Origin of the sequence: Algoriphagus antarcticus (genome assembly GCF_002150685.1) — a bacterium.
Classification (GTDB): Bacteria; Bacteroidota; Bacteroidia; order Cytophagales; family Cyclobacteriaceae; genus Algoriphagus; species Algoriphagus antarcticus.
On record NZ_MSSW01000027.1, the window covers coordinates 131,689 to 150,632 of the forward strand.

At 42.5% G+C, this 18,944-nt stretch carries 19 protein-coding genes; 11 read left to right on the forward strand and 8 right to left on the reverse strand.

The window, feature by feature from the left end:
• The 6 genes from leuC (at nt 1) to truA (ending at nt 6,142) form a co-directional block, all read left to right on the forward strand.
• On the forward strand, nt 1-1,407 hold the full coding sequence (leuC, locus tag BVH04_RS10820; protein ID WP_086541484.1) for a 3-isopropylmalate dehydratase large subunit: 1,407 nt from the start codon (nt 1-3) through the stop codon (nt 1,405-1,407).
• Between the two features lie 94 nt (nt 1,408-1,501).
• Nucleotides 1,502-2,092, forward strand: coding sequence for a 3-isopropylmalate dehydratase small subunit (gene leuD, locus BVH04_RS10825; protein ID WP_086541485.1), 591 nt, complete (start codon nt 1,502-1,504; stop codon nt 2,090-2,092).
• Between the two features lie 6 nt (nt 2,093-2,098).
• Entirely contained in the window at nt 2,099-3,685 is a 1,587-nt protein-coding gene (locus BVH04_RS10830) for an alpha-isopropylmalate synthase regulatory domain-containing protein (protein ID WP_086541486.1), read from the forward strand.
• Nucleotides 3,654-4,721, forward strand: coding sequence for a 3-isopropylmalate dehydrogenase (gene leuB / locus BVH04_RS10835; protein WP_086541487.1), 1,068 nt, complete (start codon nt 3,654-3,656; stop codon nt 4,719-4,721). The genes BVH04_RS10830 and leuB overlap by 32 nt, the downstream gene beginning before the upstream one ends.
• Before the next feature lie 103 nt (nt 4,722-4,824).
• The gene (locus tag BVH04_RS10840) at nt 4,825-5,025 is read left to right on the forward strand and encodes an addiction module protein (protein ID WP_086541488.1); all 201 of its coding nucleotides are present in this window, start codon (nt 4,825-4,827) and stop codon (nt 5,023-5,025) included.
• A 331-nt stretch (nt 5,026-5,356) separates the two neighbouring features.
• Nucleotides 5,357-6,142, forward strand: coding sequence for a tRNA pseudouridine(38-40) synthase TruA (gene truA, locus BVH04_RS10845; protein WP_169714411.1), 786 nt, complete (start codon nt 5,357-5,359; stop codon nt 6,140-6,142).
• Nucleotides 6,143-6,288: 146 nt separating this feature from the next.
• Here truA and BVH04_RS10850 read toward each other — a convergent pair whose 3' ends face one another.
• The 8 genes from BVH04_RS10850 to BVH04_RS10880 all read right to left on the reverse strand — a co-directional run bounded on the left by BVH04_RS10850 (nt 6,289) and on the right by BVH04_RS10880 (nt 13,211).
• Nucleotides 6,289-6,783 (reverse strand): GNAT family N-acetyltransferase, encoded by a 495-nt coding sequence (locus tag BVH04_RS10850; RefSeq protein WP_086541490.1) that lies wholly within the window; start codon nt 6,781-6,783, stop codon nt 6,289-6,291.
• 93 nt (nt 6,784-6,876) lie between these two features.
• On the reverse strand, nt 6,877-8,244 hold the full coding sequence (locus tag BVH04_RS10855) for a Gfo/Idh/MocA family oxidoreductase (RefSeq protein WP_086541491.1): 1,368 nt from the start codon (nt 8,242-8,244) through the stop codon (nt 6,877-6,879).
• A 102-nt stretch (nt 8,245-8,346) separates the two neighbouring features.
• Nucleotides 8,347-9,708 (reverse strand): Gfo/Idh/MocA family protein, encoded by a 1,362-nt coding sequence (locus BVH04_RS10860; RefSeq protein WP_086541492.1) that lies wholly within the window; start codon nt 9,706-9,708, stop codon nt 8,347-8,349.
• Between the two features lie 137 nt (nt 9,709-9,845).
• Entirely contained in the window at nt 9,846-10,307 is a 462-nt protein-coding gene (locus tag BVH04_RS10865; protein WP_086541493.1) for a hypothetical protein, read from the reverse strand.
• A gap of 27 nt (nt 10,308-10,334) precedes the next feature.
• On the reverse strand, nt 10,335-10,709 hold the full coding sequence (locus BVH04_RS10870; protein WP_240510901.1) for a hypothetical protein: 375 nt from the start codon (nt 10,707-10,709) through the stop codon (nt 10,335-10,337).
• 144 nt (nt 10,710-10,853) lie between these two features.
• Complete coding sequence (locus tag BVH04_RS26380) at nt 10,854-10,988, reverse strand: hypothetical protein (RefSeq protein WP_262481368.1); 135 nt, start codon at nt 10,986-10,988, stop codon at nt 10,854-10,856.
• 138 nt (nt 10,989-11,126) lie between these two features.
• Nucleotides 11,127-12,197 (reverse strand): Ldh family oxidoreductase, encoded by a 1,071-nt coding sequence (locus tag BVH04_RS10875; protein WP_086541494.1) that lies wholly within the window; start codon nt 12,195-12,197, stop codon nt 11,127-11,129.
• Nucleotides 12,198-12,269: 72 nt separating this feature from the next.
• A complete protein-coding gene (locus BVH04_RS10880; RefSeq protein WP_086541495.1) occupies nt 12,270-13,211 on the reverse strand; it encodes a Ppx/GppA phosphatase family protein in 942 nt (313 codons plus the stop codon).
• Nucleotides 13,212-13,475: 264 nt separating this feature from the next.
• On the opposite strand from BVH04_RS10880, the gene BVH04_RS10885 reads away from it, so the two are divergent.
• The 5 genes from BVH04_RS10885 (at nt 13,476) to BVH04_RS10905 (ending at nt 18,457) form a co-directional block, all read left to right on the forward strand.
• A complete protein-coding gene (locus BVH04_RS10885; protein WP_086541496.1) occupies nt 13,476-15,059 on the forward strand; it encodes an acyl-CoA carboxylase subunit beta in 1,584 nt (527 codons plus the stop codon).
• Between the two features lie 36 nt (nt 15,060-15,095).
• Entirely contained in the window at nt 15,096-16,169 is a 1,074-nt protein-coding gene (locus BVH04_RS10890) for a M42 family metallopeptidase (protein WP_086541497.1), read from the forward strand.
• Between the two features lie 45 nt (nt 16,170-16,214).
• Nucleotides 16,215-16,973 carry an ABC transporter substrate-binding protein gene (locus BVH04_RS10895; protein WP_086541498.1) on the forward strand — a complete coding sequence of 253 codons (759 nt, stop codon included), beginning with the start codon at nt 16,215-16,217 and terminating at the stop codon, nt 16,971-16,973.
• A gap of 126 nt (nt 16,974-17,099) precedes the next feature.
• Nucleotides 17,100-17,864 (forward strand): 3-keto-disaccharide hydrolase, encoded by a 765-nt coding sequence (locus tag BVH04_RS10900; protein WP_086541499.1) that lies wholly within the window; start codon nt 17,100-17,102, stop codon nt 17,862-17,864.
• Nucleotides 17,861-18,457, forward strand: coding sequence for a 3-keto-disaccharide hydrolase (locus tag BVH04_RS10905; RefSeq protein WP_086541500.1), 597 nt, complete (start codon nt 17,861-17,863; stop codon nt 18,455-18,457). Before BVH04_RS10900 ends, BVH04_RS10905 begins: the two co-directional genes overlap by 4 nt.
• Nucleotides 18,458-18,944 lie beyond the last annotated feature (487 nt).

The following is an 18,944-nucleotide window of genomic DNA, read 5'->3' on the forward strand; positions in this document are numbered from 1 at the left end:
ATGGAAAAGACAACATTATTCGATAAAATCTGGGATGCCCATGTGGTAAAATCAGTTCCATCAGGGCCTGATGTTTTCTTCATAGATAAGCATTTTATCCATGAAGTGACCTCGCCGGTAGCATTCCTTAATCTGGAAAAACGCGGAATAGGGGTAAAAAACCCTAGCCGTACAGTTGCTACACCTGATCATAATGTACCCACAGTAGATCAGGATAAAACAATAAAGGACAAGCTTTCCCGTATGCAGGTGGAAAGACTTCGTGAGAACTGTGCCAGATACGGCATCGAACTTCACGATTTGGGATCTGCACATCATGGGATTGTACACGTCATTGGCCCTGAGCTTGGCATCACTCAGCCAGGGATGACCATCGTATGTGGTGATAGCCATACTTCTACGCACGGTGCTTTTGGTGCTATCGCTTTTGGTATTGGTACTTCTGAAGTGGAAATGGTGCTTGCTACGCAGTGTATCATGCAGTCCAAAGCCAAGAAAATGCGAATCACTATTGATGGAGTAGCTGGCAAAGGAGTGACATCTAAAGATTTGATTCTTTATGTAATTGCGCAGATCTCAGCGGCAGGAGCTACAGGTTACTTTGTAGAGTACGGAGGTTCAGCTATCCAAAGTCTTTCTATGGAAGCTAGAATGACCGTTTGCAACATGTCTATCGAAATGGGAGCACGTGGTGGCTTGATCGCGCCCGATGAGACTACTTTCGAATACTTAAAAGGAAAGGAATACGCTCCTAAAGGTGAAGCTTGGGACAAAGCCGTTGCTTATTGGAAAACTCTGAAAACGGACGAAGATGCTGTTTTTGATAAAGAATACCATTTCGATGCTGCCGATATCGAGCCGATGATCACTTACGGAACCAATCCGGGAATGGGTATCAAGATAATAGGGAATATCCCGACTACCGAAGGAATGGAAGGAAGCAATAAGACTTCTTACCTGAAAAGCTTAGCATACATGGGCTTTGAGCCAGGTGAAGCAATCATGGGTAAAAAGGTTGATTTCGTATTCGTGGGATCTTGTACCAACGGAAGAATTGAAGATATCAGATCTGTAGCCGAATTTGTGAAAGGACATAAGAAAGCTGAAAATATCACGGCTTGGATTGTACCGGGTTCTCGTGAAGTTGAGAAAATGGCACATGAAGAAGGACTGGTAAAAATATTGGAAGAAGCAGGATTTGAACTTCGTCAGCCAGGTTGCTCGGCTTGCTTAGCGATGAATGATGATAAAATTCCTTCTGGAAAATACGCAGTATCTACTTCCAACAGAAACTTCGAGGGCCGTCAAGGACCTGGAGCGCGAACTATGCTCGCATCTCCTTTGACTGTAGCGGCAGTTGCCATTGCTGGCGAAATCTGCGACCCAAGAGAAGTGTTCGAAAATTAATCTGAAGTTGGGAATCTTTCAATCCGCCACGGCGGACAAGTTCTTCCAATCCGCCACGGCGGACAAGTAATTCCAATCTTTCAATCAACAAAAAATGGCTTACGATAAATTTACTGTTCTTACGAGCACAGCGGTTCCTTTACCGACGGACAATGTGGATACAGATCAAATCATCCCAGCTCGATTCCTGAAGGCAACTGAGCGTGAAGGTTTCGGCGACAATCTTTTCCGTGACTGGAGATACGATGTAGAGGGAAATCCTAAAAGGGATTTTGTCTTGAACGATCCTACCTATAACGGGAAAATCTTGGTTTCCGGCAGGAATTTCGGTTCTGGATCCAGCCGGGAGCACGCGGTATGGGCACTTTATGATTACGGATTCAGATGTGTAGTTTCCAGCTTTTTTGCAGATATCTTCAAAAATAACTGCCTAAATATCGGCGTATTACCAGTAACGGTTTCTCCCGGATTTGCGGACAAATTGCTGGATACGATCACCGCTAATCCTGCAGCGACTATCACCGTGGATATTCCTTCTCAGAAGATCACTTTGGATTCGACTGGCGAATCTGAGTCTTTTGACATCAATGAATACAAGAAAGATAACATTCAACATGGCTTCGACGACATCGACTATTTATTGAATATGTCTGAGGAAATCGATGCATTTGCTGCGGATAAATAAGTGAAAATGACCGCTAGGAAGCTCATTGAAATAATGGATACAACGCTGAGGGATGGTGAACAGACCTCAAGCGTTTCCTTTCTGCCTTCTGAAAAGCTTCAAATCGCTAAACTTTTGCTGGATGAACTGAAGGTAGATCGGATAGAGGTGGCTTCAGCAAGGGTTTCAGATGGTGAATTGGAAGGAGTGCAGAAAATCACCAATTGGGCAGCCCAAAAAGGCTATCTCGATCGTGTGGAGGTTTTAGGTTTTGTAGATACACCTACTTCGGTGGATTGGCTGTTGAAGGCTGGTGCAAAAGTAATGAATCTGCTGACCAAAGGCTCTTTAAATCACCTGATTCACCAGCTGAAAAAAACTCAGGCAGAACATTTCGAAGACATTCAAAAGAGCATAGAATACGCTCAGGAGAATGGGATCGATGTAAATGTGTATTTGGAAGACTGGTCAAATGGCATGCGTAATTCGCAGGAATATACCCTTGCGCTGATCGAATTTCTGACTACTCAGCCAGTGAAGAGAATCATGCTCCCAGATACGTTGGGGCTCCTTTCTCCTGAAGAGACTAAGGGTTTTTTCATCCAGATCTGCACTAAATTTCCTGATGCACATTTCGATTTTCATGCGCATAATGACTATGATCTTTCTGTCGCTAACGTGATGGAAGCAATCATGTACGGAGCGGCGGGAATTCACACCACTATAAATGGCTTGGGCGAACGAGCTGGAAATGCTCCACTTGAGTCAGTTATTGCAGTGATCAAAGATTTCACTGATTTTCAGATCAATGTGCAGGAGCAGAAGATCTACCGCGTAAGCAAATTGATAGAGCAATTTTCTGGTCAGCGTATCCCTGCCAACAAGCCAGTCGTCGGCGAGAATGTCTTCACTCAAACTGCTGGAATTCACGCTGACGGTGACAATAAAAAGAATCTTTATTTCAACGATTTACTTCCAGAGCGCTTTGGTCGCCAGCGTAAATATGCCCTTGGCAAAACCTCTGGCAAAGCTAATATTCTCAAGAATCTCGAGGAGTTGGGAATTTCTTTGGAAAAGGAAGAACTTACGAAAGTGACTCAGCGCATCATCGAACTTGGTGATAAAAAGGAGCGAGTGACCACAGAGGATCTCCCTTACATCATATCTGATGTATTACAGAACAATTCCATTTCCAAAAACATCTTCATAGAAGGCTACCATATGACTCATTCTCATGGGTTGAAGCCTTCCGTGCAACTTCGATTAAACATCCATGGGAAGTCATATAATGCAGCTGCGACAGGAGATGGGCAGTATGATTCCTTTATGAAGGCTGTCAAAAAAATCTATAAATCCCGCAAGAAAGAACTTCCTAAGTTGATAGACTACCACGTCTCCATACCTCCTGGAGGGAAAACGGATGCTTTTGTCGAAACTGTTGTTACCTGGGACTATGGGAAAATATTCAAAACGAAAGGGCTAGATCCTGATCAAACAGTGGCTGCGATGATGGCCACGGAGAAAATGCTGAACATCGTCGAATCTTTTAATCAAACACCAACGAAAGAAGAATCCAAGTTTTATGGAAATGAATATCGCACTGTTGCCGGGTGACGGCATCGGACCTGAAGTAATCGACCAGGCTGTAAAAGTAGTGAAAGCTATTGGCCAGAAATTCGGACACAAAATCACATTTACCGAGGCAGTAGTAGGCGCGGCCGCAATTGATGCGACGGGGGAACCTTATCCTGATGCTACGCATGAGATTGCGGCAGCTGCGGATGCAGTTTTGTTCGGAGCTATCGGTGATCCCAAATACGATAATGACCCAAAGGCAAAAGTTCGTCCAGAGCAAGGATTGTTACTCATGCGTCAGAAATTGGGATTGTTTGCCAATGTTCGCCCTACGTTTACTTTCCCTTCGCTGGTGCACAAGTCTCCGTTGAAGTTGGATCGTGTGGACGGTGTGGACTTTGTTTTCTTCAGAGAATTGACTGGCGGGATTTACTTCGGTGAGCCAAGAGGAAGAAATGAGCAAGGCACTAAGGCTTTCGATACCAATGTTTACAGCAAGTACGAGATTGTACGCTTGGCGAGAATGGGTTTTGAAGCTGCGCAAAAAAGAAGAAAGCTTCTCACCTGCGTGGACAAAGCAAACGTAATGGCTACTTCCAGACTCTGGAGAGAGACCGTACAAGAGCTTGCTCCGGAATATCCTGATGTGAAAGTGGAATATGAATTCGTAGATGCTGTGGCAATGCGTTTGATTCAGTGGCCAAAAGCTTACGATGTGTTGATTACCGAAAACTTATTTGGTGATATCTTGACTGATGAAGCTTCTGTGATTTCAGGTTCTATGGGCTTGATGCCATCTGCATCCCTGGGTATTTCCAACAAATTATTTGAACCAATTCACGGTTCATATCCTCAAGCAGCTGGAAAAGACATTGCAAATCCTTTGGCTACCGTTCTTTCTGCAGCGATGATGTTTGATTATGCATTTGATTTGAAAGAAGAATCAAAAATGATCTCCGATGTAGTGAATCAATCACTAGAAGAAGGATTTGTGACGGAAGATATCGCTGATGGCGGTAAAGCTTACAAGACTTCAGAAGTTGGCGACTGGCTTGCGAAGAAGATTTTGGCTTAAGGCAGAGTCAGTAGAAAAAATGAAAACCACCTTGAAAGAGGTGGTTTTTTAATTCATTAGCAACCTATTCTCGTATAATCCCTTAAATTCAATTCTTAAAGAAATGCTTCACGAAGTTGTTGACTCTGCCGATCCTAAATTATTAGAGATATTGTATTCTGTGGCAAGTGATTTCAATAATCCAGAGAATGATTTGAATTCAGATCAATTGGATGAGTTGAAAAGAAGGCTTGCGTTATATGACTCAGGGGAAATGAAGTTCAGTTCCTGGTATCAAATGATTTCTAGGATTGAGAGTAAGTAGTGGATGCCTCAATTTTTTATTCGAAACAAGCTGAGAGCGATATTCAAGAAGCCTTCAACTATTACAAAGGCAAAAGGGAATCTTTAGGCAAGTATTTTTGGGATCTCTCAAGCATGCTGAAAATGTAATATGTAGTAATCCAGCAAGTTTTCAAGTTAGATTTTTTGATCGAGTCAGAGCATATCCGCTCAAAAAGTTTCCTTTTTTACTGCTTTATGTTTTTGATGTAGAAACAGTTTATGTTCTTGCAATTTTTAATACAAATCAGAATCCCGAACTTCTAAATTTTAGATTAACATCTAAGTAGAAAATCACAAATCCCCAATTCCCCTTGCAATCCAGACCCCATTCTTACCTCTTTTCCATTTCCTATTTCGGCGCGCGATACAAAGGCTGGGCACCTCAGCCAAATCAACAAACCGTTCAGCGAAGAGTGGAGAGAGTGCTTCGGCATGTGTTGGAACATGAAGATTTTTCTTTGATCGGAGCTAGCAGGACAGATGCTGGAGTTTCCTGTGTGGGTGGATTTGTGCAGGTTTTCCTTCGGGAAAAAGTAGATATGCAAACGCTTTTACCTCTGTTTAACGAACATCTTCCTCAGGATATTCAGCTAAACTCAGTGCAAGAGGTTCCTGCCAGTTTCAACTTGATCCAGTCAGTCACTCAGAAAACTTACCGTTACTATTTCGCTAATTCCAGAGATTTCCATCCTTTTGCTTCAGCTTTTATCGTCAATGTTTCTGGAGAGTTGGATTGGGAGATGATGAAAGAAGCTTACCAATTGTTCTTGGGAAGACATGACTTCAAAGGCTTTTGCAAACCTTCGGTAAATAAGAGTGATTACGTGCGTGAAGTACTTTCTGCAAGCATTTCTACTTCGAATGAGTTCCTAGGCCAGTTTTTTCCGCAGGAGATTTATTACTTCGAAATCACCGGAACAGGGTTTCTTCACCATCAAGTCCGCATGATGATGTCAGCGATTTGGCAAATTGGTACTGGAGAAATGGAGATTTATGAGCTAAAGCTGCGCTTTGAATCGCCTGAGGATTTTGAGAAATTACCACCAGCACCAGCAAATGGCTTGGTTCTATGGGAGACGATTTTGAATAACCTTTGAGGTGTTATTGTGAGCGACAAAGGAGTGAACAATCTGCTCGAAGGTTTAACTCTCAATATAAAAACCTTCGAGGAGATTTCTCAGTCGTCCCTCTTTCGAAATAAATCCTCAAAGGTTAACAAGTACATCAAAGATTTCCAAGTTCCTCAAAGCTTCATCTCAAACACAAAATCATCCATCACATAGCCATTCCCTATGTCATTGACTTCGCTTTTAATATTTTCAAATCCCAAGTACTCGTAGAAATCGATTGCTCCCTGATTGTATTTATTCACGTTGAGTAGGAGACTTTTCTGGTCATTGGCCTTGGCCACTTCTCTTATTTTTGCAAAAAGTTTCTTCCCTACGCCTTTTCCCTGTGCAGAAGGAAGAAGGTAAATCTTATGAATCTTGGTTTTGCCCGGCTCATTATCCACTTCGATTCCTGTGAAACCTAGTTTTTCGCCATCCTCATCAGCTAAGAAAAACTGATGTCCGTCCTTATGCTGCTTTTCAAGATGTTTCACATCGTACATCCAGTCCAACATATAATCGATCTGCGCCGGACTTAATACTTTCCCGAAAGTATCAGGCCATGTACGGTGAGCGATGGATTGCACGAAGACCAAATCTTCAAGTTCGGCAGGGATGATATAGACCATATTCGTAGAATGGTTGAGGCGAGTGCAAAAGTAACAAAACCGACCTTTTAGATGAAGAGGTCGGTTTTGAAGAATTAATCTTTTAGCGATTTATTAAATGCTTTTAGGCTCGGGATGCGTGTAGCCTTTTCTATAAGGTCTTCGCAATCTTTCCGTCGCCTCATTATCACCAATAACTGTCATGGTCTTTGGATCGTATTTCAAAGCTCTACCTCCCAAATCCATAGAGATATTCGCCAAAATACAGGCAGCAGTTGAGATATGCCCCTCTTCAATATCCGCAATAGGGAGTGTATTAGTTTCAATTGCTTTCAGCCAATTCTGCATATGAAGTCGGGTTGCCGGTGCAGCGTTCAGTTCTATATCTTTTTCTGTTAAATCTTCTGGATATTTTTCTCTTTCAAAAAGACAGTCAAAATGGATAGCCTTTTCATTCTTGTCCATTGGTATATAATCAGCCTGCATTGTACTTCCAGCCAGCATTCCTTTTTCTCCAAAAATCTTAAATGCCCATGGATATTCTGGATCATCTGGATTGCCCCAAGTTCGATGTTGCCAGACTACATTGAGCTCTGGGTATTCGAAAATCGCAGATTGCGTGTCAGAGATATTGGATTTTCCTTCCTTTTGCACAAAGATTCCGCCTGTAGAAGTGATCTGAGTTGGCCAGCCAAGATCAAGCATCCAGCGAACGGTGTCTAACATATGCACACACATATCTCCTGTGATCCCATTTCCATATTCCATAAATGTTCTCCACCATCTCCTATGTGGTAAGCCATCATAAGGTCTCAGCGGAGCCGGACCGGTCCAGAGATCATAATTCAAAAAGGCGGGAACTGGCTCCAATGGAGGATTTCCATTAGCGCGCATGTGAAAATAGCAGCAGACTTCAACATGAGAAATCTTACCTAGCTTTCCAGTATCGATGATTTGTTCCTTGGCATCGATCAAATGTGGAGTGCTTTTTCGTTGAGTTCCTACCTGCACTTTCTTATTATACTTTCGAGTAGCTGCCACTATTGCTTCGCCTTCGATCACATCCACAGAAATTGGCTTTTGCAAGTAAACATGCGCACCAGCTTTCAAGCAGTCTATTGCTTGAAGAGCATGCCAATGATCAGGCGAACCTATCAGTACATATTCTGGCTTTTCTTTGGCTAAAAGTTTTTTGTAATCTTCATATAGTAAAGGGACTTTTCCAGACTTTTGGCGGGTCGCGACCAGGTCACCGGCTTCTTTCAACATGTTTTTGTCAGGATCGCAAAGTGCGACCACATTGACATCTGCTACTTGAATCAGGCGAAAAAGATCTGATTTTCCATACCAGCCAGCACCGATTAGCGCAACTTGAAGAGGCCCTTCGCGGTCTTTGAAATCCATGCCTAATAGGCCAAAACTAGCAAGGGTAGCTAAAGCGGAAGAGCCTTTGAGGAAATCTCTTCGATTAAATGAATTCATAAATTAAGGGTTTGAGGTTTATTGCATCTCTTAAGTTACAAAAACACTAATCCTTAGCAAATGTAATTGGATGAACGGGTGGTTGTTCAATAATTTGAAATCTCAAATTTGATCTGGTTCAGGATGCACATACCCATCACGGTATGGTCTTCTCAAAAGTGCGGTTGCTTCCTCATCACCGATCACTGTCATGGTTTTTGGGTCGTAGCGAAGCGGTCTGCCTGCTAGTTCCATGGACATATTTGCCAAGATACAGGAAGCAGTAGAAATATGACCTTGAAGCACATCTGCCACAGGCAAAGTATTGCTTTCTATGGCATGAAGCCAGTCTTTCATCTGCTCACGCGTGGCAGGAGCGGCATGTATCTCAATGGATTTCTCGGTGACATCTTCTGGATATTGCTCTTTTTCAAGCAGCACCTCGTAGTGAATAGCTTCTCCTTTGCCGTCAGGATAATAGTCTGCTTGCATAGGACTTCCAGCCAGCATGCCGTTTTCCCCATAGATTTTAAAAGCCCAAGGATAATCCTTGTCCACGGGATTACCCCAGGTGCGGTGCTGCCAGACTACATTCATTTTGTCAAATTCGAAAAGTGCAGTTTGCGTATCTGAAATATTTGATACACTGTCTTTTTGCACGTAAATCCCGCCTGTAGAAGTCACCTGGACCGGCCAACCCAAATCCAGCATCCAGCGTACTGCATCCAGCATGTGGACGCACATATCACCAACGATGCCATTGCCATATTCCATAAATGCGCGCCAGCCTCGGTGCAAAATGCCTCGATAAGGTAGCATGGGAGCAGGTCCAGCCCAAAGATCATAATTCAAGTTTTCAGGAACTGGCATCGCAGCAGGTTTGCTGCTGTTGCGCATGTGGTAATAGCAGCAAACCTCCGCATGGGAGATTTTTCCCAGTTTTCCAGAATCGATAATTTCTTTTTTTGCTTTTATTAAATGCGGCGTGCTTCTGCGCTGAGTACCAATCTGCACTTTTCGGTCATATTTTCTGGCTGCCGCCAAAATTGCCTCCCCTTCGATCACATCTACCGAAATCGGCTTTTGCAAGTAAACATGCGCACCAGCTTTCACGCAGTCTATCGCTTGAAGGGCATGCCAGTGATCAGGTGTTCCGATTAGTACATACTCCGGTTTTTCTTTTGCCAAAAGCTCCTTGTAGTCTTCGTAAAGTGTGGGTACTTTCCCGGACTTTTGCCTAGTGGCTACTAATCTTCCTGCCTCAGCCAATTGCTCACTGTCCACATCACAAAGACCAACTACTTCTACCTCTGCCACTTGAATCAGTCTAAAAAGATCCGATTTGCCATACCAACCAGTGCCGATGAGCGCCACTTGCAGCGGGCCTTTTCTGTCTTTAAAATCCATTCCAAGTAGGCCGAAACTGGCCAGTGACATCAGAGCAGTACTTCCTTTTAAAAATTCTCTTCTATTCAGGGGGTTCATAGGTAATGGGTTTCGATGGTTAAATTACAAAAAGCTCAGGCTTTGGCAAGAAGATTTAGTAAGTGTGTAAGGACTTGCAGGAAGATAAACCTACTCGATGAAATAAGGTCTCAAATTAAAAAATACTTACAGAAAAGTTATTTGGCCAACCAGTCCAATTGACGACCCTCTTCCATAACTTTTTTGTCCTTTGCAGAACCTACTGCTATACCCACGCCCATCCCAATCGGCAAGCCAATTCCCATAAAAGCCAAATTGCCTAATGCAAAACCAAAGACAACCCCCAACGGAATACCGAAAGCTGCCATTCCAAGAACGAGCCATTGAAGCTGATAATGATTTTTGGGAGCTATTTTAAGATCATTTTCCAAAAGTGTTATAACTCCTTTCTGCGCAGATTTTAATTGTTTAAGTAACTCTGGATCTGGGCCGGGAAAGTTATTCACTCCAGTGACGATCTCGTTGATTTTCTGCTTCTGAATAGCAGGAATTGACATTTGCTCTATAGCAGAGATTAGCGTGCTCAGGTTGTGAGCTGCTTTGGCAAGCTTGGGATTTTCCTCGAATGAGGGGCGGGGAGTGAGGAGGGATAGAGGCATGGGAATAATGGTGATTTACTAAAATTGTTATCCAATATTTTCTAAATCATCCCTATCCTTGGGACGATTTGAGGCTTTCTTTGCTGTTATTAAATCATTTTTAGGGATTGTTCTTATTTGAACACCTTGTTCTTCAAATATTTTACTTTTTTGATATGATTCTTTAAAATCTAAACCTTTAACTGAAGTCATGATATCAATGGCAACAGGGGATCTTCCAAATGAGAATACATCCCAAAATGGATGATTCAAAAAATTCTCCTCAGTCATATCAAAAACCGACATTCCGAAATCATTTAAAGCTTTATTAAGTCTCTCATAATTTTCCTTTGACTTATTCACCCACACATCAAGATCTCCTGTGGTTCGAGAATATCCGAGAATCCACCAACTAAAATACACTCAACGTTATACTTGTTTAATGCTTCTATAAACTCTCTGAAATCTTCATCAAATATATTTTCCGTTAATCACGAGATCTTGCGCTAAATACAGTTTTGTCCATTCTTGGAGGATTATCAATATCATATCCGTAAGCAATGCTATTTAGGTATCGATGGATTCGTAGCCAATCCTGCCAAGTGAGATTACGATGCTCTTTGCCATAACCGACTCTTTCAGAAGCATTTCTTGCTTGGAAGGCAGATCGGTCGAGCTTGTATTTTTAGGACTGTCGGACATTCTGTTTTAAGGTATAAAGGTAATTTAAAGATTCACATGGAAATTAACACACTATCACCATTCTCTTTTCACTCAATCTCTCCTATGCTCACAATACTTAGACTCCACCGGTCACCCAACATCCGACATCCAACATTCCTAAAACTTCACCCCAAACCGTTCTCCCAATTCCGTCAAATCCTTCACCACAGGATCAAGTAATGGAATCCCAACTTTCATCCGAATTGCTTCCAGTTCCCGTTCAGGATCCCCAGGAATCAGCACTTTTTCATTTCCCGGCGTTGGAGTAGCAGCACGAAAACGTGTGATCCAATTATCCATATGTGCTTTGAATTCATCCGCAGGGCGGAAAGCATCCACACGCATAGCGCCGAAGAAGTGACCGATTCCTTCTCCTACGGGATTTGGATCTGGCTCCAAGAAAGCCACGAAAGGAGGAACCCAAGGGCCATAATTGGCACCGGAAAGCACCGCTGAAAAAATATCTACGATTGATCCAAGTGCATAGCCTTTATGCGACCCGTGTTCACGATCGCCGCCTAATGGCAGTAAAGCGCCACCATCTTTAACTCCACTGGTGGAAGTGGTTGGGTTACCATCTTTGTCCTGAACCCAGCCAATTGGTGTATCCATTCCCTTGCGTTGCAAGATTTCCAGTTTGCCATTCGCAGCCGTCGTGGTTGCCATGTCGGCAACGAAGGGAGGTTGGTCTTTAGCAGGAATAGCTACTGCAATCGGATTGGTACCCAAAAGTCTTTCTTGTGAAAAAGTCGGAGCTACCAACGGACTGGCATTGGTCATTGAAATGCCGATCATATCATGATCCAAAGCTTGCATGGCATGATAGCCCGCGATACCATAGTGGTTCGAGTTTTTCACAGAGACCCAACCTGTTCCAGCAATCTTGGCTTTCTCGATAGCAATTTTCATCGCATAAGGAGCAACTACCAAACCTAACCCGCCATCTCCATCGACTACCGCTGTGGAGGGAGTTTCGTGAACTACCCGCACATTCGGCGTAGGATTGATTCGGCCTTTTTCCCACAAACGCACATAGCCAGAAAGCCGTGCTACTCCATGACTATCTACTCCACGAAGATCTGCCGAAAGCAATACATCTGCTGCCGTCACTGCATCTTTTTCAGAGCATCCGATTTTGGAAAGCATGCCTAGCGTAAAAGAGTGAAGTTGTTCGTAGGAATAATTCATAGGAATTGGGGGATTAATACAGCCGGTAAATTTTGGCTAAAGATAAGAAAGGAAAGTTTTTGAAAGGCCTGATTAGGCGGTTTGCTCCTGAATTAGCAGCGAAGAAATTGCGCCTTCTTTCAGTGCATAATGCGAGCAGGTGATAAAATCCACCTCGATGTAGCGCAGGATAAATTCGATCAAACTCGATGCTACCACGATCATATCCACCCGCATGGGGATCATGCCAGGAATCTGCAGACGTTCTTCTTTGTTCTTACTCAAAATCAGGCGATGAATCGCTTCGTATTCTTCTATTGGCAACTCAAATACATGGCGTCCGGTGAGTTTGCACTGAAGCATGGATTCAAAGTAAATATCCGTCAGCGTATCAAAAGTCCCTGAAGCTCCCACCAAACCAACTGGCTGGTATGTTTTAATAGCTTCAATCAAAGGTTGAAGTTTTTCTTCCAAATATGCCTCTAGCCTATCTATTTCCTCTGGCAGAATTGGATCGTGGTAATGAAAAAGCTCCAATAAACGCTGGCCTCCGATTTCAAAACTCTGCTTCCAAATCGACTGCTGGCTGTTTCCGATAATGAATTCTACAGAACCGCCCCCGATGTCCATCATGAGTTCTGTTCGACCATTGAGAGAACCAGAAAGTCGGATCCCATCATAGATCATCTGAGCTTCTTCTTCACCGGATAGTACTCTGATCTCAATGCCTAAAGTTTCTTTAACTTCTTGGACGAAGTCCTGTCCATTCTCGGCATTGCGCACAGCGCTGGTTGCAAAAGCGAAAGTTTGGGGGATATTTTCTCCTTCAATAAGATTTTTGAAGTGTCGGAGCGTATGAAAAGCGCGCTTTTTGGCGTCGTCCGCAATATGGTTTTGGTTGATACCGCCTTTTCCCAATTTGACAGGGATTTTCTCCTTGTAAATTGTATTGAAACTGACACCATTTAATTCTACCAATAACAAATGAAATGTATTGGTCCCCATGTCTATCACCGCTGCCTTTCGGGTACTCATACGCTGCCAATTTTTTTTTGGATGGGCGAATATAGAAAGTTATTTGAAATGAGGCCTTTCTACTTTTTACTTTATTACCCAATTTTTCGAGAAAGTCTCTGACATACCTAGGTTAAGGATTTGTCAGATTGATTCTCGTATGCCACTTTTAACAGGTACTTTTTACAATTTTCACAAAAAGGCTCTAACACTGAGCTCATTCTCTGTGGATTTTTTCATAGCAGCCAAAGCCTGTTATATTTGGGCAAGTCTAAAAACTATCAAATGAGCAAGCAGGATAAACCCAATTATACTTTGCCCGGTAAAGAAGGCAAAATCGAGTTGCTGAAACAGAAAAATGTTGAAGCACTTCTTGGAGGAGGAGAAAAGAGAATAGCTTCCCAACACCAGAAAGGTAAACTTACAGCCCGCGAGCGCGTGGAATTGCTGATGGATGAGGGGACGTTTCAGGAGATCGATAAGTTCGTGATGCATCGTGCAAAAGATTTTGGTCTGGATAAGGAGCATTACCTCGGCGACGGTGTCATCACGGGATATGGAGAAGTGAATGGGCGGTTGGTATATGTTTTTTCGCAGGACTTTACCGTTTTTGGAGGATCACTCTCAGAAACCCATGCTGAGAAAATCTGCAAGATCATGGATATGGCGATGAAGAATGGAGCTCCTGTGATTGGGTTGAATGATTCAGGTGGAGCAAGAATCCAAGAAGGTGTGAATTCTCTCGGTGGTTATGCAGATATATTCTATAGAAATACCTTGGCTTCTGGAGTGGTGCCTCAGATATCCGCGATCATGGGCCCGTGCGCTGGAGGAGCGGTTTATTCCCCCGCGATCACCGACTTTATATTGATGGTGGAAAACACCTCCTATATGTTTGTGACCGGTCCAAATGTGGTAAAGACAGTTACTCAAGAAAATGTCACTGCGGAAGAACTAGGTGGAGCATCTGCACATAGTTCCAAAAGTGGAGTCACACATTTTGCTTGCGCAAATGAGCTAGAATGTATACGGCATATCAAAAAGATCTTGAGTTACATGCCTCAAAACTGTGAGGAAATTGCTCCAGTTTATCCCTATGAGTTATTAGAGGACGAAAGCAGAAAGGAGTTGGATACCTTGATTCCTGAGAATCCACATCAGCCGTATGATATTCGTGATGCTGTGAGAGGTATTGTGGATGAAAATTCATTTTTGGAGATACATGAAAACTTTGCAGACAATATTGTTGTTGGTTTTGCTAGAATCTCTGGTCGCAGCATAGGAGTTGTTGGCAATCAACCTCAATCTATGGCAGGAGTTTTGGATAATGACGCTTCTGTCAAAGCCGCACGCTTTGTGAGAACTTGCGACAGCTTCAATGTGCCGCTTTTAGTTTTGGTGGATGTACCAGGCTTTTTGCCCGGAACGGATCAAGAATGGAATGGGATAATAACGAATGGGGCAAAATTGCTGTATGCATTTTCGGAGGCCACCGTACCGAGAATTACGGTTATTACCAGAAAAGCTTATGGAGGAGCATACGATGTGATGAATTCCAAGCATATCGGCGCCGATCTGAATTTTGCCTGGCCAACAGCCGAGATTGCAGTAATGGGAGCGAAGGGAGCCTCGGAGATCATTTTCAAGAAAGAAATCGCCGAAGCCGAAGATCCAGAAGCTAAACTACAGGAGAAAGTAGATGAGTACACTGCCAAGTTTGCCAATCCCTACCGAGCAGCACATCGAGGCTTCATTGACGAAGTCATTATGCCGTCCGAAACTCGTATCAAACTAATCAAAGCCTTCAAAATGCTAGAAAACAAGGTGGATAAACTCCCGAGGAAAAAGCATGGGAATATACCTTTGTGATCAAGTCAATTATAAATTTTCAAACACAATTTTAATATGGATTCAAATACCTTTTTATATAAGTACTTAAATAACGCCTCCCCTACAGGCTTCGAAGCTTCAGGTCAGCAGATTTGGCTGGATTATATTAAGCCATTTGCAGATGATTATTTCACTGATAATTATGGAACTGCTGTAGCGGTAATCAACCCGAAGGCTGAATACAAAGTGGTGATCGAAGCGCATGCGGATGAGATCAGCTGGTTTGTTAGCTACATCAAGGAGGATGGTTATATATATGTGCGCCGCAATGGGGGTTCAGATCATATGATCGCGCCATCTATGCGTGTAAATATCCACACCGACAAAGGTATGATTCCCGGCATTTTTGGCTGGCCAGCCATTCACGTCAGAAAAGATGGAAAAGATGGAAAAGAGGATACCCCAACTTTGGATAATATATTTATCGATGTCGGTGCGAGATCCAAAGATGAAGTGGAAGAAATGGGGATTCACGTAGGCTGTGTGATCACCTTCAAAGATGAATTGACCGAATTGAATGGGAAATTCTATTCAGGAAGGGCACTTGACAATAGAATTGGCGGCTACATGATTGCTCAGGTTGCCAGAAAAATCAAAGAGAATAATAAGAAACTGCCTTTTGGACTCTATATAGTAAATGCGGTGCAGGAAGAAATTGGCCTTCGTGGAGCGAAAATGATCGCTGCCAAAATCAAACCTAATGCGGCAATTATCACAGATGTCTGCCATGACACCACTGCTCCTCTATATAATAAGGTGACAAGTGGAGATTTCACAGCAGGCAAAGGGCCAGTATTACCAGTTGGGGCTTCTGTTCACAAGAAATTACTTGATCTAATTATCGCTACAGCCAGGAAAAATGAAATCCCTTTTCAGAGAGCTGCAGCATCTAGAGGCACAGGTACTGATACCGATGCTTTTGCTTATTCTAATGAGGGAGTCCCATCAGCTTTGATTTCTCTTCCTTTAAAATATATGCACACGACCGTTGAGACCGCAAGTAAAGATGATATTGAGCAAGTGATCAACTTGATGTATGAATTTTTACTTGAGTTTGATCCTACTTTTGATTTTAGATACATAAAATAAGTCCCCAGTCCACAGCCATCGCGGCTGTGGACTTTCACATTGGATATGGAGTATTTCGATCAACTCAAGCGCAGAATTTTTATTTCGCATCCACCTCAGCGAATCGTTTCTCTTGTTCCTTCACAGACGGAGCTATTGGTTGATTTAGGATTGGAAGAAAGGATAGTGGGAGTGACCAAGTTTTGTGTTCATCCCAGAATCTTGAGAAAGAGCAAAACCATAGTTGGTGGGACAAAGAATTACCGAATCGATGTGATTGATTCGTTGCAACCAGATTTGATTATTGGCAATAAGGAAGAAAACGAGCAGTCAGGAATTGAGGAGTTGATGGAAAAATATCCAGTTTGGATGAGTGATATTTATAATCTTAAGGATAGCTTGGAGATGATTGGGCGTTTAGGACGAATGCTTGGAGCAAATATTAAAGCTGAAGAAATCATCAAGCATTTAAATTCAGACTTTGCTTTGCCAAGTCCCAAGAAAGGATCGGCCATTTATCTGATCTGGAAAGACCCTATTATGGTAGCTGGAGTTGACACCTTTATCAATGAGATGCTGGGTTTTGCAGGATTTGAGAATTTGATCCAAACTTCTCGTTATCCACAGTTTTCGATTGAGGAGTTCGTTGATTTGAACCCTGAGCACCTTTTGCTGAGCTCGGAGCCTTTTCCTTTTAAAGAAGCGCATATACATTACTTCCAAACACTTTTGCCTAAAGCTAAAATCAGGGTAGTAGATGGGGAGATTTTCTCATGGTATGGCACTAGGCTGCTGAAAGCAAAATCATATCTCGAGAGCTTGTGAACACTATATATAAGGAGTAAGTAAATCTTTACAAATACTTGACATAAAAAAATTTGTTTAGCTGAGACACTTTATTAAAAAATTCAATTAACTTTTGAATTCAATTACTTTGAAACTTATCACAATATGAAAAATACAAGATATGCATGGGTGGCATTGTTCGTCTTTGCTTGGTCATGTGGACCAAAGCCCGCCGAAGATTCAGTGACCGAAACAGTTGTTGAGGAGGTCCTGGTAGCAGAAAATTCACTTTCAGAAGAAGAAAAGGCAGATGGTTGGATGCTTCTTTTCGATGGCACTAATACTGATGGCTGGAGAGCATTTAACGGGGAAAGTTTTCCTTCAGACGGCTGGACAGTAGAAGATGGAGCGTTGAAAGCACTGGGAAAAGGTGGAGATATTGGTGGAGACATTGTTTTTGCTCCAGTTGAATTTGAAGAGTTTGAGATGGAATGGACATGGAAAATAGCTCCAGGAGGAAATAGTGGAGTTCTTTATCACGTAGTAGAAGATCCAAAATACAAGGCACCTTACGAGACAGGGCCAGAATACCAGATGATTGATCAGCTAGGTTTTGCAGATCCATTGGAGAAATGGCAATCAATTGGAGCAGATTATGCAATGACAGAGCCAGATTATGAAGGAGTAGTGAAACCAGCAGGCGAATGGAACACCTCGAAAATCATTTTCTCTGAAGAAGGCTCAAGCTATTATTTGAATGGGAAAAAGACAGTTGAATTCGTTCCTTATTCTGAAGCTTGGACAACTGCCCGTAATTCTGGTAAGTGGAATGACTTCCCTGATTATGCTATTTCAAAAACTGGTTTGATTTCCCTTCAGGATCATGGTGCAGAGACTTGGTTCAAAAACATTAAAATTAGAAAACTATGAAAAAGGTATTAGTGGCGGTGCTATTGTTAGCGTCTGTGAATTTTGCGTATGGGCAGAAGAAAGTAAAACTCTTTAACGGTAAGGATCTTTCAGGTTGGACCATTTATGGAACGGAAAAGTGGTATGTAGAAGATGGATTGTTGATTTCTGAAAGCGGACCAGATAAAGGCTATGGTTATTTAGGCACTGATGAGGAGTACGACGATTTCGAGATCACATTGGAATTCAAGCAAGAGGCTAATGGCAATAGTGGTGTATTTATTCGATCAACAGTTGATGGAACGAAAGTTTCAGGCTGGCAAGTAGAGGTTGCACCTCCAGGTAACGATACTGGTGGTATCTACGAATCTTACGGTAGAGGCTGGTTAGTTAAGCCAGATCCAGAAAAAGATAAGAATTTGAAGTTCGGAGAATGGAACAAAATGAAGATTGTCGTCAAGGGTGATAATGTTACATCCTATTTGAATGGCGTAGAGATGGTAAACTTCTCTGATGCTAAAATAGGAGATGGAAAAGGCGGTATTAACCTACAGATCCATGATGGTGGAGGAATTAAGGTTTACTGGAGAAATATTGTTTTGAAAAAGATCTAAAAGCCAAAAGCTATAGATTAAATGCCCTGATGACTGAGTTGTTAGGGCATTTTTGTTTCGTGGAAATTTTTCCCCGTCTCTATCAGGGGCTTATGTCAAAATCAATTAATATCTGAAGATATCTCTTGCCACTAAAATAAAAAGGTAGATATTTGCACTCCCAAACGACACAAACGGTGTCGGGGAATGAGGAATAAGAAGCTCAAAAAGTATTGAAAAAATTAATTTTGCATCAGGTTTAGGAAGTCAAAAATGAAGTCTTACCTTTGCGCACCCATCTGAAGAGAAGGGAATAAAGTCGGAGCGGTTTAGGACTCTGAGAAACTTTAAAAATTAATTTTGCTACAGGTGTTGCAGTTTAAAAATAACGGCTTACCTTTGCACTCCCTTCAGCAAGGAAGGGGGAAAAACGGAAGCGGAAACGAGGGTTTCAGTATCTGACCAGAGTCACAAATGCGTGACGCTAAGTTCTTTGAAGTAATGTAAG